The organism is Candidimonas humi (assembly GCF_019166065.1).
Classification (GTDB): Bacteria; Pseudomonadota; Gammaproteobacteria; order Burkholderiales; family Burkholderiaceae_B; genus Candidimonas; species Candidimonas humi.
On the sequence record NZ_JAHTBN010000009.1, the window covers coordinates 70,804 to 91,826 of the forward strand.

A 21,023-nucleotide genomic window follows, 5' to 3' on the forward strand; every position below is an offset into this window, starting at 1 on the left:
AATGCGAGCCTTCAGCCCCGCAACACCCCATCGGCGCACAGCCGGTCGGCCAGCGCAATGAATTGCGCCACCGAGAGCTCTTCGGCACGGGCAGTGGCGGGAATGCCCAGGGCATCCCAATCCAGACTCTGGGTCCAGTCGCCCAAGGCGCGGCGCAGCATCTTGCGGCGCTGGGCGAAGGCCTTGGCTACCACGGTCTCGAAAGCCGCCTGGCTGGACGGCTGCGGACGCTCCGGCCCCAGGGGCTTCATGCGCACCACCGAGGACTGCACGCGCGGCGGCGGGTCGAAGGCCTCGGGCGGCACGTCGAACAGCTTGTACATGGCATAACGGGACTGCAGCATCACGGACAGCCGCCCGTAGTCGCCCGAGCCGGGCGCGGCGACCATGCGATCCACGACCTCTTTCTGCAGCATGAAATGCTGGTCAAGCACCACGTCGGCGAACTGCGTCAGATGGAACAGCAGCGGGCTGGAGATGTTGTAGGGCAGATTGCCGACGATGCGCAGGCCGGCGCCCAGGGCGGAGAAATCCACCGCCAGCGCATCGCCGAGCACGATATGCAGGCGGTCAGGCGGATATTCGCGCTGCAACCGCGCCGCCAGGTCGCGGTCGATTTCGACCACGGTCAGGCGCGGCAGGGCCTGCAGCAGCGGACGCGTGAGCGCGGACAGGCCCGGGCCGATCTCGACCATGGCATCGTCCGGCCGCGGGGCGATAGCCCGCACGATGGACTCGACCACCGCGTCATCGACCAGGAAATGCTGGCCGAAGCGCTTGCGCGCCTGGTGCCCGGCCACGCTGCCGTCAGCCGGGACGCCGGCTCGATTCGGGATCGAGCCTGTTGTCGATGTAGGCCTTGCCGCGCAACTGGCTGAGCCAATCGTCGTAGGCGGGCTCTTCGCGGCGCTGGAACAGGATCTGGCGCGCCTGGATGCGCCGGTATTCCTTGGACATGTCCTTGCTGCGGCGGCCTTCGACCTCGATCAGGTGCCAGCCGAAGGGCGAGCGCACCGGCTGGCTGACCTGGCCCGGCTGCAAGGCGTTCATGGCCTGCTCGAAGGCCGGCACGGTTTCGCCCGGGCTGAGCCAGCCCAGGTCGCCGCCCTGCGGCGCAGTGGCGTCCTGCGAATACAGCCGCGCCAGATCGGCGAATTTCTCGCCGCTTTCGATGCGCTGGCGCAGGCGCTCCAGCAAGGCCTGGGCCTGGGCGTCGGACATGACCTTGGTGACCTTGATGAGGATGTGCCGCGCGTGCGTCTGCGTCACCATCATGGGCCCATTGGGCAGGGCTTGCGGCTGGGCCTGTTCAGGGCCGGGGCCGGGAGCGGGCTCGGGCGCCGCGGGGGCCGCCGCCCTCTTGGGCCGCTGTCCGACCGGGCCGCGCGTCAATACTTTCAGTATGTGGAAGCCGTTGCCGCTCTGGATGATGCCGCTGATCTGGCCCACCTGCAGCCCCTTGGTGGCATTGATGAACAGGTCGGGCCAGCCGTCCACTGGCCGCACCCCGAGGACCCCGCCGTGCATGGCCTGGGCATCGTCGGACGAAGCGGCCGCGACGTTGGCGAAATTGGCGCCTGAACGCAGCTTGGCGAGTACGGATTCGGCCTTGCGGCGCAGTTGCGCCACGCGCTCGGCCGAGGCCCCTTCGGGCACCGCCACCAGTATCTGCGCCAGGCCCAGTACGCGCGGCCCCTTTTGCACCGGCGGCTCGGGAGCGGGCTCGGGCTGTGCGGGCGCCGCGGCGGGAGGCGCCACGGGCGGGCTCGCCGGGATGGGCTGGTTGCCCTGGTTCTGCAGATAAGAATCGACGTCGGCGTCGGACACTACGATCTTCGAGTCGACCTCGCGATGGCGCAACTGGTCGACCAGGATTTCCTGGCGCAGGTTGACGATGTACTGGTCCCAAGGGATGCCGGCCTTGGGCACTTCCTGGCGCAAACGGTCGACGCTGATGTTGTTGCGCTTGGCCACCGTCTCGAGGGCCGCCTGCAAGTCGGCATCGGTAACCCTGATACCCACCTTCCTGGCCTCTTCGCGCAGGAGCTCGTCGGTGATCATGCGTTGCAGCACCTGCTTCTGCAAGGTCTTGTAGTCGGGCACGGCGATCTTCTGCTGCTTGAGCTGCGCGGCGGCCAGTTGCACCTGCTGATCGACCTGGCCCAGCGTGATCACGCTCTTGTTCACCACCGCCGCGATGCCGTCGACGAACTGTTCGGACTGGGGAGCCTGCTGGGCGGGCTTGGCCGGCGCATGATGCGCGGCCGCCTTGTGCGTGGCGGCCTGCGCCGGCCCGCAAGCCAACGCCCCAAGCACCGGGATCCACAGCGCCGCGAGCCAGCGCCTCGTATCCGGACTATGCATCATTCATACCTCTCGAAGGTGGTTTTTGGTGTAATGGGCGGAGTGACAGGCTGGTACCCGTTGATCGTCTTGCCCAGCAGGCTCATGGGGTCGGTGCCCAGCGAGCCCAGGCCGGACAATTCCAGCTGGAAGAACAAGGCCGTGTTGGCTTCGCCGGCCGATATCGCATAGCGCTGGAACACGACTCGCGCCGCCCAGCAGCAGTCGCCCTTGTATTCCAGACCTACGACCGCCTGGGTGGTGCGCTTGTCCTGCAGCGAATAATCCCAGCGCCCCAGTCCGTAGATTTTACTAGTGATGGGCCACTGGCCGGACACGGTGAACTGATGGGTGCTGTTGTCCACATAGCCGAGCGAATTGACGATGTTGGGGTTGGTCACCTGGGCCGGGTCGCGCTGGTAGCGGTACGACGCCGTCAGGATGGCCAGCCGCTTGGGCTGCCACTTGAAGCCCGCGGACATTTCGTCGCGCTCTCTGGTGTAGGGGCTGAACTGAGCATCGAAGCGCGTGCTCAAGGTGTCGGTCAGCGCGGCCCCTGCGCCCAGCAGGAAATCGGACTTGGTGTTGGTGCGCGGGGTTTCGCCGGGCAGCGTGACCTGCTGGTCCTCGAAATAGATGCGCTGCGCCGCCTGCAAGGTCAGGCGCTCGAGGCCGGTCTTTTCGTCCAGCCAGCGCGAGGTCAGGCCCAGGGTGACTTGATTGGCGTTGGCGATGCGGTCCCAGCCGCCGCTGTAGAGGTTTTCGCTGAAGGCCTGCGCGAAGTTGAAGGTGGCCAGCGCCGTGTCGAACACGGGAAGCTGCGACTGGTCGCGGTACGGGACACGCAGATAATAGATGCGCGGCTCCAGGGTCTGGATCGAATCGTGGCCGAACAGGCTGGTATTGCGCTCGAACGTCATGCCGGCGTCCACCGACATGATGGGCAGGATCCGCGACTGCGTGCGCGGGTAATCGGCCAGGCCGTACCAATCGGTGTTGTACTGGCTCATGTGCAGGCCGACCTTGGGCGTGAGATACCAGCCCGCATGCACGATCGGATACGAGATGGTGTCGTACGAGGTGAAGCGCGTGCCGTCCGGCATCACATGGTTGCCGTAGATCTGGCGGCCGTTGTAATAAGCGCTGCCGAACGCGGCGATGTCGCCCGTATACACCGGCGAGCGGAACTTCGTCACGTAGTTGTCCGACTGCACGTCGAAACCGCCCCAATCGTAGCGCGCGCCCTGCACATGCAGTTCGGGCAGCTTGTCATAGGGCGGCAGCGTATAGGAAGCCGTGGAATCCTGCAGCGTCTGGTAGGTGTAGGTCTGCAGGTAGGCGTTCCAGTATTTCAGGCCGCTCCAGTTGATCTGCGCGACGCTGGGCACCGTGTTGGTGATGGCGTCGTTCAGGCCGAAAGAAGTGAAATCCCGGAAATAATTGTCGTCCGACACGCGGCGCAGATCGTACATGGCGCTGAAGCCGCCGCCCAGGTTCTGCGTGTGCTGCGCAATGTACATCCAGCGCGGATTGCCGGTGTCCTGGTCCTTGGCCAGGTATGTACCTGTCAGCGAACCGCTGTAGCTATTGCCCAGATAGCGGAATTCGCCCCCCATCTGCAGGCCGCGCTTGCTCATGTATTTAGGGGTCACGGTCGCGTCGTAGTTGGGCGCGATGTTGAAGTAATACGGCAGCGAGAACTGGAAGCCGCTGTTGCTGGTGGTGCCGTAGGTCGGCAGCAGGAAGCCCGACTTGCGCTCTTTCTTGATGGGAAAGGTCAGGTAGGGCGAAGCCAGTATGGGTACGTCCTTGAAGTACAGCACGCCGTTGCGCGCAACCCCTTCGTTGGCGTCGAAATCCAGGTCGACCTTGGGCGACTTGATGTACCAGGCCGGATCGGGGCACGGACAGCCGCTGTACACGACGTGGGCCAGGCGCATCTTGCTGCGGCTCAGGATGTCGGCGCGCTCGGCGGTGCCCGAGCCGCCGTTGGCGCCGAGCCAGAAATTCGGATCGTTCACCTGCCCGGTCTTGCTGTTGACGTTGTAGTTCAGCGTGGGGCCCGTGACGACGCTGGCATCGCGCATGATCAGGCCGTGCCCGACCACATGCACCTCGCCGGTCGAGCGCTGGTACTGGATGCTGTCGCCCTTGACCACGGAATCGATGCGGCGCACTTCCGCCGCGCCGGTGAGCGTGACCTTGCCGTCGGGATCGGACTCGACCTTGTCGCCCACCAGGAACACCGACATCTGGTCTTCGTTCAGCTTCTTGTGCAGTTGCAGATCGGGCGAGACGGCGAGTTCGGGCAGCGTGGCGGCCCCGCTACCCCCGGCCGCGGGCGACTCGGCCCGCGCCGCCGGCAGGGCCGCCAGGGCAAAAAATAGCATCCACCAAACCCAACGCACGAGCCTAACGTCTCCAAGAATGAACCGACACCCGCCGCGGCCCCGGCACCGCCCGCAACGCTCGGCGACCCGGTATTATAGAGAACAACGCGCCCCAGAGGAGCCCTGGACCAGCCGACCCCGGCTGCGGCCTCCCGCTGGAGGGCGTCCCTTTTTTGGAGTGACTTTGAATTCCAGCCCAGACCCACGACTCGCCGGCGTAAAGAACTGGCTGCGGCATGTCGCCCCGGCCCACGGCATGAACGCCGACAGCCTGGAGCCGGCCTCCAGCGACGCAAGCTTCCGCCGCTACTTCCGCGTCCACGGACAGGACGGACGCACGGCTATCGTCATGGACGCGCCGCCCGAACACGAAGACTGCCGCCCCTTCCTGCACGTGGACGGCCTGCTGCGGGATGCCGGCCTGAATGTGCCCCACATCTTAGCGCAAGATCTGCAGCAGGGCCTGCTGCTGCTGAGCGATCTAGGTGAAAAAACATATTACCAGGCCATCCAGGACGGCCTGGACGACATGCGCCTGCAAACGCTGTACCGGCAGGCCCTGCAGGCGCTGGCCCAAATGCAGCAGGCGGCCACCACCGGCCTGCCGGCCTATGACGACCAGAGGCTGGCCCAGGAACTGGCCATTTTCCCGGAATGGTATGCGGCCAGGCACTGCGGCGCAGAACTCGGCCCGCAAGACCAGGAAGTGCTGCAGCAGGCCTTTGCCGCGCTGATCGCCGACAACACCCGCCAGGCCAGCGTGCTGGTGCACCGCGACTTCCATTCCCCCAACTTGATGGTGTGCGAAGAACCGCGCCACGGCGCCAACCCGGGCATCATCGATTTCCAGGACGCCCTGGCGGGCCCGATCACCTACGACATCGCCTCGCTGGTCATGGACGCGCGCACCACCTGGGAAGAACCGCAGCAGCTCGACTGGGCGATCCGCTACTGGGAAGCCGCCCGGGCGGCCGGCCTCGGCGTCGCCGCCGATTTCGCCGACTTCCATCGCGCCTACGAATGGATGAGCCTGCAGCGCAACCTGCGCATACTCGGCGTCTTCGCGCGACTGGCATACCGCGACGGCAAGCGCCACTATCTGCAGCACATGGACCGCGTCAACGCCTACGTGCGGCAGGTCGCCTCGCGCTACAGCACCTTCTTTCCCCTGCTGCGCCTGCTCGACCGCATCGACGAACGCCAAGTCACCACCGGGTACAGCTTCTGATGCGTGCCATGATCCTCGCCGCAGGGCGGGGCGAACGGATGCGCCCGCTGACCGACACCTTGCCCAAGCCCTTGCTGCCGGCGGCGGGCAAGCCCCTGATCGCCTGGCACATCGAGCGGCTGGTGACCGCCGGCATCCGCGACATCGTCATCAATCATGCCTGGCTTGGGCAACTCATCGAAGAACACCTGGGCGACGGCCGGCGCTACGGTGCGCGCATCTCGTATTCGCCGGAAACCCGCGCCCTGGAAACCGCCGGCGGCATCGTCCAGGCCCTGGATTTCTTTCGCGGCGAGCCATTCCTGGTCGTCAACGGCGACATCTGGTGCGACTGGAACCCGGCCGAGGCCTTGCGCCTGGGCCCCAAGCTGGCGGCGCAGGGCCGGCTGGCCTGGCTGCTGCTGGTGCCCAATCCGCCGCATCATCCCCGGGGCGATTTCGCGCTGCAGCCCGACGGCTCGCTGCGAGACCCCGGCGCCCTGGCGCCGCAAGCCGGCGCCGGGCCGGACACGCCGCTATACACCTTTTCCGGCATCGGCGTTTACCGGCCGGAACTCTTTGCCGGCATGGAAAAAGGCCAGCCGGCGCCGCTCGGCCCGCTGCTCAGGCAGGCCATGCAGGCCGGCCGGGTCGCAGGCCGGGTCCATGACGGGGTCTGGATGGACGTCGGCACGCCCGAACGGCTGCGCGAAGTCGACAGCATGGGCGCAAAGGTGGATCTCGCGCGCCGGCAACGCTAAACTGGCGGGATTGCGGCCGGCCGGGATGTATCGAAATCCGGCAAAGCGCAAGCAAAGCCATCTGCCGCTGCCTGCGCGCCCAATTCCAGACTATGCTTCAAAAATTTTTCGGCATCCCATCGGACGGGCATGCCGCAAGCAATACAGGATTTCTACAATGCCCGGTTTTGGTTCTTCCAAGCGCCCCGTCTTCAAACCCACCGCCTACGGCAGCACACGCCGGCCGCGCCGCGTGCCGCGCTGGCTGGTCCTGCTGCTGACGGGCGTCGTGCTGGGCGCGGGCGGCCTGCTGTTCCTGCAGAAGAACTACGGGCCGCCGCGGCTCACGGTCGAGCAGTCCGAACAACTGCACAACGACCTGAACAACATCAATCTGGACAAGCAACGCCTGCAATCGCAACTGAACCAGGCCACGCACGACCTGAACGAGGCCCGCGCCAAGATCACCGCCCAGTCGACGCAAGTCCAACAGGCCCAGGCCCAGTCCACCAAGGCCGCCAGCGACCTGCAGATGTTCATCAACGCCATGCCGCCCGACCCGCGCGGCACCTCGCCCGGCATACGTTCGGCCGACTTCAAGAACAACGCCGGCAACCTGGACTACCAGATCCTGCTCATGCAGGATCCGTCGAAAAAATCAGCTACCTACCAAGGCACGCTGGAACTGGTCGTGGCCGGCAATTATCCTAGCGGCAAGCACGCCAACATCACCCTGCCCATCGGCGATACCAGCCTGCAGCAATACGTATTCGTGCGCGGCAGCGTCCAGCTTCCCGAAGCCTTCACCGCCCGTCAGGTAACCGTGCGCCTGACCGACAGCAACAAGCGCCTGAGCGCGACCCGCACCCTGCGGGTATCGCGCTGACCGGGCGCGGGCAAAGCGCAGCATCGAAAAACAAAAAGCCCACCGAATGGTGGGCTAGATGTTTGATTCCGCCGGTGTTTTTGGTGGGTCGTGCGCGGCTCGAACGCGCGACCAACGGATTAAAAGTCCGGTGCTCTACCAACTGAGCTAACGACCCCTGGTGCCAGAGAAACAACTGGGCGAAAGAGCGAAATTATGCTCAATCGGGCCAGGGCTGTCAAATTGAAAGCCTGTGCAAGACTATAAGGGATGCCCGGCCGTAGCGGGCCTTGCCTGCGGCAGGCATGCCCTCTCCCGCCCGCCGCGGACGGCCCGTCTTGCATGGGCTATCGCACAGCCCGTCCGGCTCATGCCCCCGAAGTACGCCGGCTGAGCTTCCAGATGCCCTCGAACATCACCGTCTGCAGCGTGGCGAACTCTTCGCTTTCGATGATCAGGCCGTAGTTCTCTTTCCTGGACGAAATGAAGCACACGCGGTGGTCGTAGATGAAGGTGGTCATGGACAACAGCATGTCGGGCGGGGCGTAACGCAATTCGCGCAACTGGCTGGTCGTCGAGGGCCAGGTGGGTTCCGTGTCCTTCTGCTCGGAACGAATCACATTCAGCCAGATATTCTTTTTGACGCGGCCCTCGATGAAGCGATCCATCTCGGCCATGCCGGGCGTCTGCATGAGTTCGTCCATGGACAATATGCCGCGCAGCACCTTGGGCTCGCTGGTGATGGTCAGCGTGTCCCAGAGGGCCGTCAATATGCCTTGCTCGCCTTCGTAGAAGCGTATCTGGGGCTTGCCCAATGCCCGGTTGTACATCGAGCGCAGTTGCGGCATGAGCTCGTTGAGCATCTGCCGCCGCCCTTCTACCCGTTCCAGCAGTACGGTGGGGTCGTGCGCGATCACGCAGCGCTGCCCATCGCGGGTTTCGAGCGTCACCAGCCCTTCCTGTTCCAGCCGGCCCAAGGCGTTGTAGGCCGAAGTGCGCACGACTCCGGCACGTGCCGCGACCGTTGAAATGGGCGCCACGCCCAGTTCGATGGCGGCCGCGTACAGCTTGTAGAGAACCCCGGATATGCCGATTTTGGCGAGTTTGTTTGCGATGTCCATAGCAGGGGCAGACCGCCTCGTGTGTATGCAGCGGCCTATTTTAATCTGGCCTCGCTCTCGCCCTGGCTTCTTCAGTTTTATGTCTATTTTTATAGACATATATTTTTATATTTACGTGAAATCTATCATTCTCACCAGCTTATTTCCGGAAAAATCCAATTTTTATCAGTATTAACCCTAGTTTTTTTACAAAAAATATCTCCTTAGACTAGAGCTAGAAGTGTCTAAAATTTTCGTCAACAAGCCATAAAATCGCCCGCAGCACTGGCCACGACCCGGCCGGTCTCTTTGCCGGGCACGCCGGCCCACGCTCGCGCCCGGCAAAGAGAGGAAGCAATGCTGAACCTGCCCACCGTCAAGGTCGCAGCCGTACAGGCGGCGCCGGTATTCCTGGACACCCAGGCCACCATTGCCAAGGCGTGCGCGCTGATCGCCGAAGCCGCCTCGCACGGGGCGCAGATGATCGCGTTCCCGGAAGTATTCGTGCCCGGCTATCCCTACTGGAACTGGATCATGACTCCCGTCCAGGGCAGCCCCTGGTTCGAGAAACTGTGCATGGCCTCGATCGAAGTCCCCGGCCCCGAGATCAACGAGGTCGCGCAGGCGGCGCGGCAGCACGGCGTCCATGTGGTAATCGGCGTCAACGAACGTAGCCCGCATGGCATAGGCACGCTCTACAACACGCTGGTGTTCATCGGCCCGGACGGCGCCATTCTGGGCAAGCACCGCAAGCTGGTGCCGACCTGGGCCGAGAAACTGACGTGGGCCAATGGCGACGGCTCGTCGCTGCGCGTGTTCGACACCACGGTCGGCAAGCTGGGCGGCCTGGCCTGCGGAGAAAACACCAATACCCTGGCGCGATTCAGCCTGCTGGCCCAGGGCGAACTGCTGCATGTCGCCGCCTACATCGCGCTGCCCGTCGCTCCTCCCGACTACGACATGTCGGAAGCCATCAAAGTACGATCGATGGCGCACTCTTTCGAGGGCAAGGTCTACACGGTGGTGTCGTGCTCCACGATCTCCGAAGAAATCATCAGGGCCTTCGAACCCGCCCATCCCGGCATACGCGAACAATTCGAACGCAAGAACAGCGCCTTCTCCGGCGTGATTGGGCCGGACGGCCGCGTGGTGGGCGAGCCGCTCATCGACGACGAAGGCATCGTCTACGCAGACGTGGACTTGGTCCGCTGCATACAGCCGCGCCAGATGCACGATATCGTCGGCCACTACAACCGCTTCGACATCTTCGACCTGCGCATCAATCGCCGCACGCAGCAGCCCCTGCAATATGCCGACGGCACCGCCGCGCCCGAACCGATACCGAGCGAAAGCGCGACGGCCACCGGCGCCGACGAACAAAAGCCCGACCGCAAGGCCAGCCCCCGATAAACCCCGCAACGCACTGCCAGGGCCGGAACGCAAGCCACGCTTGCGCCGATGCGCCCCCGCACGCCCGGCGGCTTCGGGCCAGACCAGACATCCAGACCAGGAGAGGATAATGAAAGACACCCAGATCGACCAGCACCCGCAGAACAGCCGCACGCGGCGCTCATTACTCAAAATCGGGCTGGGGGCGGCCGGCGCCTCGGCGCTGCCCGGCGTTTCCTTGGCCGCCCCGGCCGGCGACAAGCCGCCTATCGGCAACTACCCCCAGGGCGTCGAGGGCGACTCCGTCTTCGTGGGCCTGACGCTGGATCTCACCGGTCCGTACTCCGCGGAAGGCGCCGACGAGCAAAAGGGCTACGAGCTTGCCATCGAACAACTGAACAGCGGCGCGGAACAAATACGCAAGATTTCCCCGCTGACCAAGAAAGGGGTGCTGGGCAAGACAATCAAGTATGAAGTGGCCGACTCGGAAACCAAGCCCAATTCGGCAGTGCAGGCGGCAATGCGCTTCATCCACAGCAACAAGGCCATGATGGTATCGGGCAGCGTCAGCAGCGCCGTGGCCATCGCCTTGCAGAAAGTCTGCAATCGCGAGAAAACGCTGTACTTGGTCGCCATCGGCGGCTCCAACGAAATCAGCGGCAAGGACTGCCAGCGCTATGCCTTCCGCCTGTGGTATTACGTTTATTCCGTAGCCAAGGCCATCGCCCCCGTGCTGGGGAAATCGCTGGGCAAGAACCGCAAGGCGGTCTACCTGGTGCCCGACTATACCTACGGCCACACCACCTACGACTCGATGAAGGAATTCACCGAAAAAGAAGGCTGGAAGACCGTCGGCCAGCAGGTCCACCCGCTGGGCGCCAAGGACTACAGCTCGTACCTGATCAATATCGCCAACAGCGGCGCCGACACCCTGGTGGTGATCGACTACGGCGCGGACGCCGCCAATTCCATCAAGCAGGCCAAGCAGTTCGGCATCCTCGACAAGATGGCGCTGGTGGTGCCCGTGCTGTCGCCCTTCCTGGCCGAGGAACTGGGCGCGGAAACCTTCCAGGGGGCCTATGGCACCATGGCTTTCTGGTGGACGCTGCAAGACCGCTACCCCATGGTCAAGGATTTCGTCAGCGAATTCGAGAAGAAATTCGGCAGCAAGCCGCACGACTCAGCCTACATGGCCTATATGAATACTGCGTTGTGGGCCGATGCGGTAGAACGCGCGGGCACTTTCTATCCGCCGGACGTCATCAAGGCCTACGAACAGCAGGTAAAGCGCAAGGGACTGATCGGCGATGTCTGGTTCCGTGCCGAAGACCACCAGGGCGTAAGCGACTTCCCCATCGTGCGCGGCAAGAAGCCTTCCGAAATGCAGAACCCGGCCGATCTGTGCGAGATCGTCGACATTATCGACGGCCAGAGCGTGCTGCCGCCGCCCGGGCTGTTCGGATGCAAGCTGGGCTCGTACACTTGAAAGCAAGGCCGGGCATGACTGCCGGCATGGCTGGAAGTTATCGGGCAAGCAATTCATCAACGAGTAGACGTCATGACATACAAAGCTGCAGTAGTACAGGCGGGGTCGATTCCCTTCGACAGTGAAAAAAGCGTGCAGAAGGCGTGCGCGCTTATCGCGCAGGCTGGCAAGGCCGGCGCCCGCCTGGTGGTTTTCCCCGAGGCGTTCATATCGGGCTACCCGAAAGCCTGCAGTTTCGACACCCCCGTGGGGTACCGGACCGAAAAAGCTCGCGAAGAATACTTTGCATACCACGCGGGCAGCATCGTGGTCCCGGGGCCCGAAACCGCGCTGCTGGGCAAGGCGGCCAAAGAAGCGGGCACCCATGTCGTCATCGGCGTGATGGAACGCGGCGAACACACCATCTATTGCACGGCCCTGTTCATCGGGCCCGACGGCATCGTGCTGGGCAAGCACCGCAAGCTCATGCCCACCGGGACCGAGCGGCTGATATGGGGGTTCGGAGACGGCTCTACGCTGCCGGTGCTCGAAACAGAGGTCGGCCCTATCGGGGCCGTCATCTGCTGGGAAAACTTCATGCCCGCGCTACGCATGGCCATGTATGCCAAAGGCATAGGCGTCTATTGCGCCCCCACTGCCGACGACAGGCCCGTCTGGCCCTCCAGCATGCAGCACATCGCGCTGGAAGGCCGCTGCTTCGTGCTCTCGGCATGCCAGTACATCACGCGCGGCGCCTACCCCGAAGACTACGACTGCAAGCTGGGCGACGACCCGGCCACCGTCCTGATGAAGGGCGGCAGCCTGATCGTCGATCCGCTGGGCAAGATTCTCGCCGGGCCGGCCGGAGAAGAAGAAACCATCCTGTATGCCGACATCGACCTGGACGACATCGTCAAGGGCAAGTTCGACCTGGACACCGTCGGCCACTATGCCCGCCCCGATGTCTTTTCGCTGCACGTCAACGAACAGCCCATGCCGGCCGTGCAATTCGGCGGGGGCAAACAGAAATAAAAAAGCAGCGCGGCTGGCTCGGCTCGGCCCGGCCCCGGCAACCGGCGCGCCGGGATTTGCGCGGCCGCCGCGGCTATGGGCAGCCGCCGGCATGGGTGCGGCTTGCGCCCTCTCTACGCACGGCAACCTATAATGGCAAGCTCATCAAACACGGGCTTGCATGCCGAGTGCGGCCACTTGCGCTAATGTACAAATTCATCGTGCCAGGCTTGGCAGCGATGCTGCTCGCCGGCTGCGGCAGCTGCGACATCATGGATTCGTCGTCCTCCAATTCCTTGGCATGCGCGCCGGCGCTCGCCGTGTCGGTCCTGGCGCTGCCGGCCCGGCCGCTGATGGACGCCCGCGAACAGCAGCAATTCCGGTCCCGCCGGCCAGTCTGGAAACTGACCGAGCCGAAGCGGTTCGGCGAACTCGAGCTGCCCGCCGGGGCCGTCGTCTATCTCTATCTCAGTGCGCCGCAGGACCATGACAAAGTCACGCAGGAAGACATGGACGAGATCCGGCTTCCGGGCGATATGACTTGGCGCGGGGCAACGCTGGACGGGCACATGCAGCGCGCCGAACATGCGCATACATACTGGCAGGTGCGCCTGACGAAAAGCCAGCCGGTCCAGGGCTGGCCTTGTGCGCAGGGCGATGCCACGCTGTGGAACGACGGCAGCGTGCGCGGCTGCAGGCTCGCCGCGGACTATCGGGTAAGCGGCACGCTCGAAGCGGAGCCGAAAGCGGCCTCGCACCTCGTGCCCGCGGGCAGCCAGATACTCGTATTCGCGCACGCCGTGGAATACACCCCGGCAGGCGGGCGGTCCCAGCGCATCGAACTCCCGGCGCAAAACCCCTGATACAGCAGCAAGGCGCCGGCGCTCAGATACCGTCCCGCAACACCCGGCTGCGCCTGCCGTCCAGGCTCACAGGCGCGTCCCCGGCTATGGTCACACGCCGCACCACGCGTTTTTTCGCGCCGTAGTCATTGATTGCATAATGCTGCGTTGCCCGATTGTCCCAGATCGCCACATCATCCTGCCGCCACCGCCACCGCACTGTGTTTTCGGGCCGCAGGATATGGCTCTCGAAGATATCGAACAGGCGCAGGGAATCCTGGGTCGAGTATCCCAGCAGGCGCTTGACGAAGTGCCCCAGCACCAGCGTGCGCTCGCCGGTCTCGGGATGGACGCGCACGACAGGATGCTCGGCCTCGATCAGGCGCGAGGTAAAGACCTCGCGGTAGCGTTTCACGCCCGCGTCTTCCGTTTCGACGCTGCGCGTGGCGGCATAATCGTAGTCGTTGCCGTGCACGGCCCACAGCCGGCCGGCCAGATCCTTCAGATCGGGAGGCAGGTGCTCGTATGCGGCCCCGGTGTTCGCCCAGACCGTATCGCCGCCCACCTCCGGAATCAGCACTGCACGCAATATCGCCACTTGGGGATATGCGGCCTGGAAGGTCACGTCGGTATGCCAGGAATTGGCCCGCCCTCCATGTTCGGAATCCAGCTCGAGCAGGGTCGTGCCCTGCGGCGGCGGCACCGTGGGATGCGGCACGGTATCTCCCCAGAGGCGGCCGAAAGCCTCGTGCCCGGCATCGTCCAGGTGCCCTTGGCCGCGAAAGAAGATGACTTTGTGCCGCAACAGCGCCTGCTTGATGGCAAGAAACACTTCGGCGGAAAGCGAGCCGGACAGGCGCACGCCGCGTATTTCCGCGCCGATCCGCGTAGCCAGGGGGACAATATCCAGTTCGGCTGCGGACTGCAGGGCTTGTGGGATCAAATCCAATGTATCGGTGGTCATGATTCATCCTTCATGCAAAAGGTAAAAAGGTAAAAAAATCCGCACGGGCAGGCAGCCCGGGAACCCGCGCGCTTTAAATCGGCCGTGCCGATCCAAATAAGACGCAAGGCCCGCAGGCTCCCCGGCTATGCGAAGAAAATCGATTTCTATAAAAGCGCCGTCAATTGATTCTCTGGCCACTATCGGCATCGAACAAATGCGCGCCGCCCTCGCGAGGCGCCAGTGCCAGATGCTGGCCGGGCCGCAAGGGACGGCGGTCGCGCACGGATGCCACCACGTCCTGGCGGCCGATGCGCACGGAGATCTGTGTATCCGAGCCGGTGGGCTCGACCACTTGCACCTCCCCGCCGACTCCGCCGTCCGCTACGATGAGGAAATCCTCGGGCCTGACGCCGTAGGTCACCCTGCGCCCATGCGCGTCTTCGGGCGCGCGCGTAATGGGCAAGCGCAAACCGTCGTCGGTCACGACGCTGTGGCGTCCGCTGAGGTCCAGGCGCCCGTCCATGAAATTCATGGCCGGCGAACCGATGAAACCGGCCACAAAGGCATTGGCCGGCCGGTCGTACAAGTCCAGCGGCGCGCCGACCTGCTCGATGCGCCCGTCTCGCAGCACCGCCACCCGGTCCGCCATCGTCATGGCCTCCACCTGGTCATGAGTGACGTACAGCATGGTGGCGCCCAGGCGCTGGTGCAGCGCCTTGATTTCGGTGCGCATCTGCACGCGCAGCTTGGCATCCAGGTTGGACAGCGGCTCATCGAACAGGAACGCCCGCGGACTGCGCACAATTGCGCGGCCCATGGCTACGCGCTGACGCTGTCCTCCCGACAATTGCCGCGGATAGCGCTCCAGCAAGGAGGCAAGCCCCAGGATCTGCGCAACCTCCGCGACGCGGCGCTCGATATCCCCGCGGGCAACACCCTTGAGCCGCAGGGAAAAGCCCAGATTCCGGGCGACAGTCATGTGCGGGTACAGGGCGTAATTCTGGAACACCATGGCGATATTCCTGTCTTTGGGCGCGACCTCGTTGATCAAGTCGTCTCCCAGCCGGATTTCCCCGGCATCGACGGTCTCCAGCCCCGCTACGCTGCGCAGCAGCGTCGACTTGCCGCAGCCCGAAGGGCCCACCAGGGCCATGAACTCGCCCTCGGCGATATCCAGGGAAATGCCGCGCAAGGCGGGCGCGGCGCCGTAATTCTTCTCGAGTCTGCGTATCGTGATCGAAGCCATGAAATCAGTCCTTGACGCCGCCGGCCGTCAGGCCGCGGACGAGATAGCTGCGCACAAGCAGCGTGAACAACACCACCGGAAGCATCACCATCGTTCCTCCGGCGGCAATCTTGGTCCATTCCCAGCCCTCGTACTGCAGGAAGTTCACGATGGCTACCGGAGCCGTCACCGCATGGGTCCGGGTCAGGATCAAGGCATAAAAGAAGTCGTTCCATGAAAAAATGAAGCACAGCACCGCGGTCGCGGCCAGGCCTGGGCCTGCCAGGGGCAAGGTGACCCGAAAAAACGCCGTCCACACCCCGCAACCGTCGATATAGGCGGCCTCCTCCAGCGCCTGCGGAATAGCCTCGAAGAATGTCCGCATCAGCCAGATCACGATGGCCAGATCGAATGTCAGGTAGACAATAGACAGGCCGGCCACGGTATCGAGCAGCCCCAGCCAGCGGAATGCCAGGAAGAACGGGATCGTGAATGCGATAGGCGGAGCCATGCGCGTGACGAGTATCCACAGCGCCAGCCTGCCGCGCGACCGGGACCGCGAACGCGCAAGCGTGTAGGCGGCCGGAACGCCTATCAGCAAGGACAAAGAAGTCGATGTTGCGCTTACGATCAGGCTGTTGAGAAACGAGCCCAGGAAGTCGCCATGCAGCAGCGCCTCGAAAGAGGCCAGCGTCGGCGTGAAGAACAAAGACCTGCCGAACGGATCTGACTCGGGCCGCAGGGCCAGCTGCACCATCCAGAAAAAAGGAAAGAGTACGGCCAGCAATAGCAATATGGCAGCCGCGGCTCTCAATCCGCGGGGAAGGCGCAGTCTCGGGCGACGGCTCGCGGCCCGCGCCGGATCCTGCAGCACCGCATCGATGCTCGCGGCCGTACCGGCCATGGTACCGGCATTCGTCATGATTCACCCCCAAGACGTCCTATCAGCCAGCTCAAAAGAAAGACACCCGCCAGCATCAGCACCGCAATGGCGCTGCCGTAGCCCCAATAGGAAAAATTGAAGGCCTGCAAGAAGCCGTAGTAGTTGGTGACCTCGGTAACCGAACCGGGGCCGCCATTGGTCAGCACATATATCAGCGGGAAAGCCTTGAAACTGTCGATGAGGCGGAACAAGGCGGCTATCGCCAGCACCGGACGGATATACGGAAAGACGACATGGCGGAACACCTGCCAGGAGCTGGCCCCGTCGATCCGGGCGGCTTCCAGCGGATCGTCGGGAATCATCTGCAAAGCCGCCAGCACCATCAGCATCGTGAAGGGAAACCATTGCCAGGTCTCGGCGACGGTGATCGCGCCCAGTGCCGTGTCCGGATTGGTGATCAAGGAATGCACCGGCATGCCCAGGCTGCGCAGCAGGCGGTGCATGGGACTGACGTCCGGCGTATAGAGGATCTTCCAGATCAGGGCGACCACGATGGGCGGCAGCACCATGGGGATCAGAAAGGCCGAACGTATGAAACCGAACAGCGCCTGTCTGGCATTGAGCAGCAGCGCGACTCCCAAGCCGGCCAGCAATTGCAGCGTAACGCTATACAGCGAGAGCCGGGCCTGCACCCAGATGGAATGCAGAAAGCGCTGATCGTGCAGCAGGTTCCGGTAATTGACCAGCGGATCGGCGAAGGTGAAGGTCTTGACCGGGTCCAGCAGGCTCAAGGGAGTGAGGCTCAGCAAGAGCAGCGCCGCCGCGGGCAGCAGCGTGATCGCCACGAGCACCGTCAATGAAGGAGCAAGGCCGAGGGAGAGCGCAAATCTGCGCTGTGCCGGCCATCCCCGCGCAATCCGTGGCGCGGCAAGCGCGCCGGATGAAGATATCGTGGCCATGTCAGATACGCACTCCGGAACGCCTCAACTCGGCAACAGTCTCCTGCTGCGCATGCTTCATGGCCTGCGCGGCGGACATTTGTCCCGATACGATCAGCTCTATGGCCTTGTTGATCTGCTGGTCGACTTGGGGATAGATGGAGACCGTGCGGTATTTCATGTATCCCTTCTTGCCCGCCAATTCCACGGACTCGATCGAGAGCCGGGACAAGTCGTAGCCGTTGATGTCCTGCCTGCGCTTGAACTGCGGCGATTCCAGCGCCGAGCGCCGGGCCGGGGAGCCATAGCCTTGCGCCACCGCGCGGGCCACGATGTCCTTGGAGGTCGCCCATTTGATGAACTCCCACGCGGCCGCCTTGTTTTTCGAGCCGGCGGGTATGCCCAGCCCATGCACCGCCACCCCCGGGAAACGCCCTTTGGGCCCCTGGGGAACCAGCCCGAACGCCGCTGTGGCCGCGCTCCTGGATGTTCCCAATTGCGCGAGATAGGTCTGGCCGATGGTGGAAAAATTGACGCGGCCCGTCTTCAAGGCCTGCAAGGTCTGGTCGGCCGTATAGGACACCGCGCCGTCGGGCCCATAATGGCGCAGCAGGCCCGAGAAATAATCCGCGGCTGCGATCGCTTCGGGCGTATCCAATGCGGGCAGCAGATCATCCGGCGCATTCCTGAATACATCGCCGCCGAAGGCGTGCAGGTATGGAGGGAACGTCCATCCATAATGGTTGTCGGCAATGAAGCCGGCCGTGTCGTCTTTGCCGTTGACCGCCCGAAGCACCTTGACGAAATCGTCGGTGGTTTGCGGAAAATCCAGGCCCGCCTTGCGCACCAGGTCGAAGCGCGCGGCCCCGCCGAGCACCACCTCTACATTCCACGGAATGCCATAGAGCTTGCCATCCTTGCCCGTCTCAGGCGCCCGCGCGCCGGCCAGGATATCGTCCAGGCCCCAGTCCGAGGGCGTATCCGGCCCATGCAGATAGTCGTCCAGCGGCGTGAACCAGCCCGCGCTGATCCAGCGATTCGAATAGATGAACGTGACGTTGAGCACATCGTATGCCGATCCGTGCGTGGACAACTCCAGATCGGCGCGCTGGTTGTAGATGGGAAATGCGGGAGTGTCGTAATTCACCTTGGCGCCGGTGGCCGCCTCGAATTCGGGTATCCATCGCCGCAACAAAGTAGGGAACGCCTGGCTGAATATCGATACATTCAAGGTTGTCCCGGAAAATCGCTTGGCGCCGCCGGCGGCCGCAACCAGGCCCGGAAAGGCCAAGGCCGAAGCCATGCCAGGAATGGCTCGCAGCAAGCGCCGCCTGGTGATCGGCTTGTCGTCCTGCCGCGCAGCGCCCTCCTGCGAGGCAGTCCCATTCATGCCGGCCGCCTTGCCATCCGGGGTTTGCGTCATATCGCTGCGATACTTCTTCATCTTGCTGTTCCTCATGTCCGAACGTTGCTGCATGCGGAGATGCCGGACCACGGCCTCCCCGCTCGACAAAAACAAGTTTGAACATGCGGTGCACACAACACAACGAAGAAGAACATGCATGGTTAGGTGAAAAATAAATATGCACCGCGACACCGGCAGGGTGCGCCGTTTATGCCTCTCTCATCTATGAAAATGGGAAAAAAATCGTTCCCCGCGAGACGCAGGCAATGCAAACATGAGTGATTGCCGCCGGCGCTTGCCGCCTGTGCCGCAAGCGCCGCTTCCGTGTGCCGGGCCAGGCAAGCGAGCGCGGCGCCCCTTTTTATGTGTACAGCCCCTGAATAGTCCAGAGTCATTTTTCGCCGTGAACTTCCAACAGTTGCGCTCCGTGCGCGAAGCCGTCCGCCGGGGCTACAACCTGACCGAAGCCGCCAATGCCCTGTTCACGTCCCAGCCCGGCGTCAGCAGGCAGATCCGCGAACTCGAGGAAGAACTGGAAATAGAAATATTCGAGCGCAACGGCAAGCGCCTGGTCGGCCTGACCGAGCCGGGCAAGGGCATGCTGCCGATCATCGAACGGCTGCTGCTGGAGGCGGAAAACCTGAAGCGGGCCGGGCACGAATACGCCCACGAGACGCACGGTACGCTGGCCGTCGCCACGACGCATACACAAGCCCGCTATGCGCTGCCCGCCGCGGTCCAGGCCTTCCGCAGCGCCTATCCACAAGTGCGCATCGCCCTGCAACAGAGCTCTCCCGAACATATTGCGCAATGGGTGATTTCCGGCAAGGCCGATATCGGCATCGCCACCGAAGGCATCGCAGACTTCGAGGAACTGGTTTCGTTGCCATGCTACGAATGGAGCCATTCCATCGTAGTGCCGCCGAGCCATCCGCTGTCGTCGCTGCCGGAAGTCTCGCTGGCCGACCTGAGCCGCTACCCCTTGATCACCTATGACGTGGGGTTTACCGGGCGCGGGCATATCGACGCCGCCTTCGCCAAGGCGGGAATCGCCACGGACATCGTGCTCACTGCCATGGACTCGGACGTGATCCAGCAATATGTCGCGCTCGGCATGGGGGTCGGGCTGGTAGCCTCCATGGCCATGGAGCGCGTGAACGCGCACCAACTCCATGCCATCAGCGGCGCTCACCTGTTCCAGCCCAATGTCACGCGGCTGGCAGTCCGCCGCGGCGCCTATCTGCGTTCGTATGCCTACGACTTCATTTCACGGATAGCGCCGCGCCTGTCGCGCGACGAAATCCGCGAGACCCTGTCGCAGGGAAAATGAAGCAGCATGGGCGATCCGGCACGTCGCAAAGCCGTGTCAGGCCATGCCCCAGCGCCGTGTGGTATAGCGTTCCAGGATGTCGAAAATCCCGTTCTCCACCAGCAGGCCTATGAGCACGACAGTAATCAAGCCGGCGAATACGCGATCCGTGTAGAGCTCATTGCGATTCTGGTAGATATACCAACCGAGGCCGCCCTGGCCGCTGGACGTGCCGAACACCAGCTCGGCCGCGATCAGCGTGCGCCATGCGAATGCCCAGCCTATCCTCAATCCGGCCAGGATCGACGGCAGCGCGGCGGGGACCAGCACCAGCGCCACGTAGCGCGGCCCTCGCAAGCCATAGTTGCGCCCGGTCATGCGCAGCGTCGCCGGCACCGCGAGAAAACCCGAATAGGTATTCAGGGCCAGCGCCCACAGCACGGAATGAATGATGACAAAAATCAGGCTCACCTGACCCAGACCGAACCACAGCAAGGCCAAGGGCAGCAGCGCAATCGCCGGCAAGGGATTGAACATGGACGTGAGCAGTGCCAGCAGGTCGCGCCCTATCCGGCTGGAAATCGCCAGTGACGTCAGGACCAGCGCAAGCAAGACCCCCAGCAGATATGCCCGCAGCAGCACGGAAAGCGACACATAGATGCGCCGCCCCAGCTCGCCCCCGGACAGGTCGCCGTACAAGGCAAGCAAAGTGTCCAGCGGGCCCGGCAGCAGCAAGGCATTGTTCTGCACGGCAGCCAGTCCCGCCCACGCGGCGATCAATGCTGCCAGGATCAGCAGCTTGCGCGCCAGGCCGTTTTCCAAGATGCGGCGGGCCAGGGGCAGCGTCGCGCCACCCTCGGGCAGCCGGCGCCCGTCCATGGGCTCGAGTTGCAGTTCGTATTCGGGACGCAGGTCCGCCGATAGCGGCTTACTTGCGGACAAGGGAATAGCTCGAGTCATTTATG

At 63.7% G+C, this 21,023-nt stretch carries 18 protein-coding genes and 1 tRNA gene; 8 read left to right on the top strand and 11 right to left on the bottom strand.

Features of this window, described 5'->3' with window-relative positions; translation table 11 throughout:
- Positions 1-11: 11 nt before the first annotated feature.
- Genes rsmA through KVP10_RS17445 form a run of 3 tightly spaced genes read right to left on the bottom strand, consistent with a single transcriptional unit; the run spans position 12 to position 4,733 of the window.
- Positions 12-800, bottom strand: coding sequence for a 16S rRNA (adenine(1518)-N(6)/adenine(1519)-N(6))-dimethyltransferase RsmA (gene rsmA, locus KVP10_RS17435; RefSeq protein ID WP_217965963.1), 789 nt, complete (start codon positions 798-800; stop codon positions 12-14).
- A 7-nt stretch (positions 801-807) separates the two neighbouring features.
- Positions 808-2,367, bottom strand: a complete 1,560-nt coding sequence (locus KVP10_RS17440) for a peptidylprolyl isomerase (RefSeq protein ID WP_217965964.1) — start codon at positions 2,365-2,367, stop codon at positions 808-810.
- Positions 2,364-4,733, bottom strand: coding sequence for an LPS-assembly protein LptD (locus tag KVP10_RS17445; RefSeq protein WP_217965965.1), 2,370 nt, complete (start codon positions 4,731-4,733; stop codon positions 2,364-2,366). The genes KVP10_RS17440 and KVP10_RS17445 overlap by 4 nt, the downstream gene beginning before the upstream one ends.
- A gap of 184 nt (positions 4,734-4,917) precedes the next feature.
- Here KVP10_RS17445 and KVP10_RS17450 point away from each other — a divergent pair, with 184 nt between their 5' ends.
- The 3 genes from KVP10_RS17450 to KVP10_RS17460 all read left to right on the top strand — a co-directional run bounded on the left by KVP10_RS17450 (position 4,918) and on the right by KVP10_RS17460 (position 7,566).
- Positions 4,918-5,961 carry an aminoglycoside phosphotransferase family protein gene (locus KVP10_RS17450; protein ID WP_246600791.1) on the top strand — a complete coding sequence of 348 codons (1,044 nt, stop codon included), beginning with the start codon at positions 4,918-4,920 and terminating at the stop codon, positions 5,959-5,961.
- Positions 5,961-6,701 carry an N-acetylmuramate alpha-1-phosphate uridylyltransferase MurU gene (gene murU, locus KVP10_RS17455; RefSeq protein WP_217965968.1) on the top strand — a complete coding sequence of 247 codons (741 nt, stop codon included), beginning with the start codon at positions 5,961-5,963 and terminating at the stop codon, positions 6,699-6,701. The genes KVP10_RS17450 and murU overlap by 1 nt, the downstream gene beginning before the upstream one ends.
- 157 nt (positions 6,702-6,858) lie before the next feature.
- Positions 6,859-7,566, top strand: coding sequence for a hypothetical protein (locus KVP10_RS17460; RefSeq protein ID WP_217965970.1), 708 nt, complete (start codon positions 6,859-6,861; stop codon positions 7,564-7,566).
- A gap of 81 nt (positions 7,567-7,647) precedes the next feature.
- On the opposite strand, the gene KVP10_RS17465 is transcribed toward KVP10_RS17460, so the two are convergent.
- Both KVP10_RS17465 and KVP10_RS17470 read right to left on the bottom strand, forming a co-directional pair.
- Positions 7,648-7,723 (bottom strand) — tRNA-Lys (locus KVP10_RS17465).
- Positions 7,724-7,913: 190 nt separating this feature from the next.
- Positions 7,914-8,666, bottom strand: coding sequence for a TrmB family transcriptional regulator (locus tag KVP10_RS17470; RefSeq protein ID WP_217965971.1), 753 nt, complete (start codon positions 8,664-8,666; stop codon positions 7,914-7,916).
- Between the two features lie 336 nt (positions 8,667-9,002).
- Between KVP10_RS17470 and KVP10_RS17475 the strand changes: the two genes are divergently transcribed.
- The 4 genes from KVP10_RS17475 to KVP10_RS17490 all read left to right on the top strand — a co-directional run bounded on the left by KVP10_RS17475 (position 9,003) and on the right by KVP10_RS17490 (position 13,373).
- Positions 9,003-10,055, top strand: a complete 1,053-nt coding sequence (locus tag KVP10_RS17475) for a carbon-nitrogen hydrolase family protein (protein ID WP_217965972.1) — start codon at positions 9,003-9,005, stop codon at positions 10,053-10,055.
- Positions 10,056-10,164: 109 nt separating this feature from the next.
- Positions 10,165-11,520, top strand: coding sequence for a substrate-binding protein (locus KVP10_RS17480; protein ID WP_217965973.1), 1,356 nt, complete (start codon positions 10,165-10,167; stop codon positions 11,518-11,520).
- Positions 11,521-11,592: 72 nt separating this feature from the next.
- A complete protein-coding gene (locus tag KVP10_RS17485) occupies positions 11,593-12,531 on the top strand; it encodes a carbon-nitrogen hydrolase family protein (protein WP_217965974.1) in 939 nt (312 codons plus the stop codon).
- 218 nt (positions 12,532-12,749) lie between these two features.
- On the top strand, positions 12,750-13,373 hold the full coding sequence (locus KVP10_RS17490; protein WP_217965975.1) for a hypothetical protein: 624 nt from the start codon (positions 12,750-12,752) through the stop codon (positions 13,371-13,373).
- Between the two features lie 22 nt (positions 13,374-13,395).
- On the opposite strand, the gene KVP10_RS17495 is transcribed toward KVP10_RS17490, so the two are convergent.
- The 5 genes from KVP10_RS17495 to KVP10_RS17515 form a co-directional block, all read right to left on the bottom strand.
- Complete coding sequence (locus tag KVP10_RS17495; protein ID WP_217965977.1) at positions 13,396-14,316, bottom strand: TauD/TfdA dioxygenase family protein; 921 nt, start codon at positions 14,314-14,316, stop codon at positions 13,396-13,398.
- 160 nt (positions 14,317-14,476) lie between these two features.
- Positions 14,477-15,544 carry an ABC transporter ATP-binding protein gene (locus KVP10_RS17500; RefSeq protein WP_217965978.1) on the bottom strand — a complete coding sequence of 356 codons (1,068 nt, stop codon included), beginning with the start codon at positions 15,542-15,544 and terminating at the stop codon, positions 14,477-14,479.
- Between the two features lie 4 nt (positions 15,545-15,548).
- A complete protein-coding gene (locus KVP10_RS17505) occupies positions 15,549-16,445 on the bottom strand; it encodes a carbohydrate ABC transporter permease (RefSeq protein WP_217965980.1) in 897 nt (298 codons plus the stop codon).
- Entirely contained in the window at positions 16,442-17,365 is a 924-nt protein-coding gene (locus tag KVP10_RS17510; protein ID WP_217965982.1) for a carbohydrate ABC transporter permease, read from the bottom strand. The genes KVP10_RS17505 and KVP10_RS17510 overlap by 4 nt, the downstream gene beginning before the upstream one ends.
- A gap of 1 nt (position 17,366) precedes the next feature.
- Positions 17,367-18,803: an ABC transporter substrate-binding protein gene (locus KVP10_RS17515; RefSeq protein WP_246600793.1), complete on the bottom strand. Its 1,437-nt coding sequence runs from the start codon at positions 18,801-18,803 to the stop codon at positions 17,367-17,369.
- A 349-nt stretch (positions 18,804-19,152) separates the two neighbouring features.
- Between KVP10_RS17515 and KVP10_RS17520 the strand changes: the two genes are divergently transcribed.
- On the top strand, positions 19,153-20,079 hold the full coding sequence (locus KVP10_RS17520; RefSeq protein ID WP_217965984.1) for a CysB family HTH-type transcriptional regulator: 927 nt from the start codon (positions 19,153-19,155) through the stop codon (positions 20,077-20,079).
- Positions 20,080-20,115: 36 nt separating this feature from the next.
- Here the strand turns inward: KVP10_RS17520 and KVP10_RS17525 are convergent, their stop codons facing one another.
- On the bottom strand, positions 20,116-21,018 hold the full coding sequence (locus KVP10_RS17525; RefSeq protein ID WP_217965986.1) for an ABC transporter permease: 903 nt from the start codon (positions 21,016-21,018) through the stop codon (positions 20,116-20,118).
- Positions 21,019-21,023 lie beyond the last annotated feature (5 nt).